The sequence below is a fragment of the Pseudobutyrivibrio sp. genome (assembly GCF_017471675.1).
Classification (GTDB): domain Bacteria; phylum Bacillota; class Clostridia; order Lachnospirales; family Lachnospiraceae; genus Pseudobutyrivibrio.
The window spans coordinates 1-3,509 of the sequence record NZ_JAFUSK010000035.1 but is presented as its reverse complement, the minus strand read 5'-3'; the positions used below and the strand labels follow the sequence as shown (position 1 = coordinate 3,509).

The following is a 3,509-nucleotide window of genomic DNA, read 5'->3' as shown; positions in this document are numbered from 1 at the left end:
ATAAATTTTTTAACATAATTTTTCCCTCATCCGCCCCTTCGGGGCACCTTCCCCCAGAGGGGGAAGGCTAATTATTACCTTTTTGACGTGCGAATTCTGCGGCACCGAGAGCTCCCATTAGCTGTGGGTCAATTGGAAGTTCGATAACCTTTAGCTTAAGCACCTGCTCGATGGCAGCCTTAAGTCCTGCATTCTTTGCACATCCACCTGTAAGTGTAATCTTATCTGTAGCGCCTGCCTTCTTTGACATTACAAAGCATCTTTTTGCAACAGAAAGCTCGATACCTGCTGCGATTTCATCCATTGGCTTGCCCTCACCTACCAGTGAGATAACCTCTGACTCAGCAAATACTGTACACTGAGCAGTAATTGGAATTACATTTTTTGCTTTAAGTGAGAGATTTGAGAACTCATCCAAATCCATCTCAAATGCTCTAGCCATTGCCTCGAAGAAACGACCTGTACCTGCGGCACACTTATCGTTCATGGCAAAGTTTAAAACTGTACCGTCAGTGTCAACGGCAATCCCCTTAACATCCTGTCCACCAATATCGATGATAGCCTTTACCTCAGGGTCAGCCAAATGCACACCCATGGCATGACAGCTAATCTCTGATATATTCTCATCTGCAAAAGGAACCTTGTTACGGCCATATCCCGTACCTACCAGATATGTTAAATCCTTTGCACTATGTAAATCTGAAACCTGTGCTACTGCCTGATCAAGAGCGTCCTGACAAGATAACACAGCATTTATTCTACTTTTTAATGTAACATCGGCTACCATTTTACCAGTTTCATCAATGATAACGCACTTTGTATATGTAGAGCCGGAATCACAGCCACCAAAATATTTCATCTTAATAATCTCCTTAGACCAGCATTTTGTTCAAAACCGAGTTCATACCTTTTACTATGGCACTGTCGTCAGATATTGTTAGCACTGATTGACCCTTTAGATCACATTCAGTGAGATTGGTATCAGCACCTATCCAGCCTAGAAGAGGAATATCCCCAAGATTCATAAACTTAAGAACATCCTCGGATGGAACACGATTTACTACGGCTCCTATTCTGTCGTACATAACTAAATCGTCAGCCACCCTCTTAATAGTCTTAACAACATCACAGCCCTTCTTGCTAGAATCTGTGACAAGCAAAAGATGCGTCACCTTTTCCATAACACGACGATTAATCTGCTCTATTCCGGCTTCACCATCAATTACAATATAATCAAAATTGTCTGATATTGAAGCGATTACTTCTTTGAGATAGGTATTGATTTTGCAATAGCAACCAGCAGCCTCTGGACGTCCAATTGCAATAAAAGAAAAGCCATCCATCTCAACCATGCAATCAAAAATACGATATCTGGCTTCGCCAAGTACCTCTACTGTGGCTTTGGTATCCCCTGATGCTGCCGTTTCAACAGCTTCCTTGCGAATATCATCTAGCGTAAGACCAGGCTCAACACCCAAGGCTGTAGAAAGCCCAACAGCAGGATCAGCATCGATTGCTAAGATTTTTTTATCCGGATAAGCCTCCACTAACAACTTAACCATTACCGCAGCAAGAGAAGTTTTACCAACTCCACCTTTACCAGCAACAGCCAATACAACTGGTTTCTTTTCCATTACTAATTATCTCTCCATTTAATTACTTATCACTAATTGACAAATTTTATCAATCAGTAGGTTTAATTCTAGCATACATCTACCCCAAAAACAAAGTTCATAAAGAAACCCCTGTGCATATTTGGGAATATCTCCAAATTGACACAGGGGCAATATTACTGTTTATAATAGTTTGCAACGCCCTAATAAGTGAAGGCGTTGCAGATATGATTTGTATTATTCTTCTGTCTGTAATTTTTTTGTCATGTATGTGATGAGCATATCAAGACCAGCAGCGTTCTCACCACCACGAGGGATGATAATATCAGCATGCTTCTTTGATGGCTCAACGAATTCTTCGTGCATAGGCTTAACAGTCTTTGAATACTGCTCGATGATTGATTCGATGCTACGTCCTCTTTCAATCATATCTCGCTGAATACGACGCATAAGTCTCTCATCAGCATCAGTATCAACAAATATCTTGATATCCATTAAGTCGCGAAGCTCCTTATTCTCTAAGATAAGGATACCTTCCATTACGATAACAGTCTTTGGCTCTACCCTAACTGTCTCGTCAGAACGATTGTGATGAACATAATCGTACACTGGCATGTCGATTGCATAGCCCTTTATAAGCTTTCTAACATCCTCTGCCATTCTGTCTGATTCAAATGAATCTGGATGGTCATAGTTAAGCTGGCTACGCTCTTCAAAGGACATTTCAGGATGTGCCTTATAATAAGCATCATGGCTGATAACAGCAATATCCTCTCCAAAAAAATCCTGCAATTTGTTGATGATTGTTGTCTTGCCTGAAGCAGAACCACCTGCCACACCAAGCACGCAAATTTTCTCTGACATAAAATTACCTCATTAATTCTAACCTTTAAATCTTTTGAACCCCTCACCATACACTGCCTTTGATTCCATTATGACAATAAATGCGTCCACGTCAATCTTTTTTGAAACACGATTAACCTGATACATCTGCTTATCAGAACAAGCACACATAAGCACCTGTCTCTCATCGCCCTTGTATCCGCCCTTTGCAGTAAAGATAGTGGTGCCTCGCTCTACAGCCTTATCAATAGCATCAGCAATAGCCTCAGCCTTGTTAGTAACGATCATACACATCATACCTGAATCTGCATTAATCATTACCTTATCAACCACTATAGAACCAATATAGCTGATTACAAAACCATAGCAAAGTGCTTCAAAGGAATGAGCATAGGCTATAGTATCAATAACTATAATCGCCACATCCACCATGAAAAAGATTCTTCCTAGGGACATGTGTGGATGCTTCGCCTTGATAATCATCATGATAAAGTCTGCCCCACCAGTGGATGAATTGCGCATATATACAAGTGCATAACCCAAGCCAGTGAACACACCTACCACAAGAGCATTAAGCAAAATATTATCTATCTGAATTTTTGGAAAAAGCGGCGACACAAAATCCATCATAACAGTACCGATTGCCATAGTCTTAAATGACTTTAGCAAAAACTTTTTGCCTAGTACCTTATATGCTGCGAAAATCAGTGGAATATTCAAAATGATTGTTACAATACCGATTTTCCAGCCCCAGTACTGATAAAAAATCATAGCGATACCTGTGAGTCCTGTCAATGGAAATTTGGCGTCGGCTGCAAAATTATACAATGCGATACCGATGCAAATGCCTGACAGAGCATCCATCAAAATATCAATTAATAGCTCTTTTCTTTTTTCTGCTGACATAATTCCCCCTACCTAATCCGCCAGATACGACCGCAAATCAATCTTTATTTTTTCATGCTCCCGCAGGGCACCCCTCGTACTCGAGCTAGGCAACTTTCCGCTACGCGGCTCCCTCCTAGCTCGGCACGATACTGTCTCCGTTTCACT

The 3,509-nt window shown here is 41.0% G+C and carries 4 protein-coding genes; all 4 read right to left on the bottom strand.

The features are described from left to right. Positions 1–67: 67 nt before the first annotated feature. Positions 68–859, bottom strand: coding sequence for an acyl-CoA dehydratase activase (locus tag IJ535_RS06140; RefSeq protein WP_294300179.1), 792 nt, complete (start codon positions 857–859; stop codon positions 68–70). A gap of 13 nt (positions 860–872) precedes the next feature. Beyond that, positions 873–1,634, bottom strand: a complete 762-nt coding sequence (locus IJ535_RS06135) for an ATP-binding protein (RefSeq protein ID WP_294300177.1) — start codon at positions 1,632–1,634, stop codon at positions 873–875. Between the two features lie 216 nt (positions 1,635–1,850). Further along, positions 1,851–2,477 (bottom strand): uridine kinase, encoded by a 627-nt coding sequence (udk, locus tag IJ535_RS06130; RefSeq protein ID WP_294300174.1) that lies wholly within the window; start codon positions 2,475–2,477, stop codon positions 1,851–1,853. Positions 2,478–2,495: 18 nt separating this feature from the next. Then, on the bottom strand, positions 2,496–3,362 hold the full coding sequence (locus tag IJ535_RS06125; RefSeq protein WP_294300171.1) for a YitT family protein: 867 nt from the start codon (positions 3,360–3,362) through the stop codon (positions 2,496–2,498). Between the last annotated feature and the right edge of the window lie 147 nt (positions 3,363–3,509).

Coding starts and splice junctions, on each gene's coding strand:
- IJ535_RS06140 (WP_294300179.1), bottom strand. CDS start 859: ATGAAATATTTTGGTGGCTGTGATTCCGGCTCTACATATACAAAGTGC.
- IJ535_RS06135 (WP_294300177.1), bottom strand. CDS start 1,634: ATGGAAAAGAAACCAGTTGTATTGGCTGTTGCTGGTAAAGGTGGAGTT.
- udk (WP_294300174.1), bottom strand. CDS start 2,477: ATGTCAGAGAAAATTTGCGTGCTTGGTGTGGCAGGTGGTTCTGCTTCA.
- IJ535_RS06125 (WP_294300171.1), bottom strand. CDS start 3,362: ATGTCAGCAGAAAAAAGAAAAGAGCTATTAATTGATATTTTGATGGAT.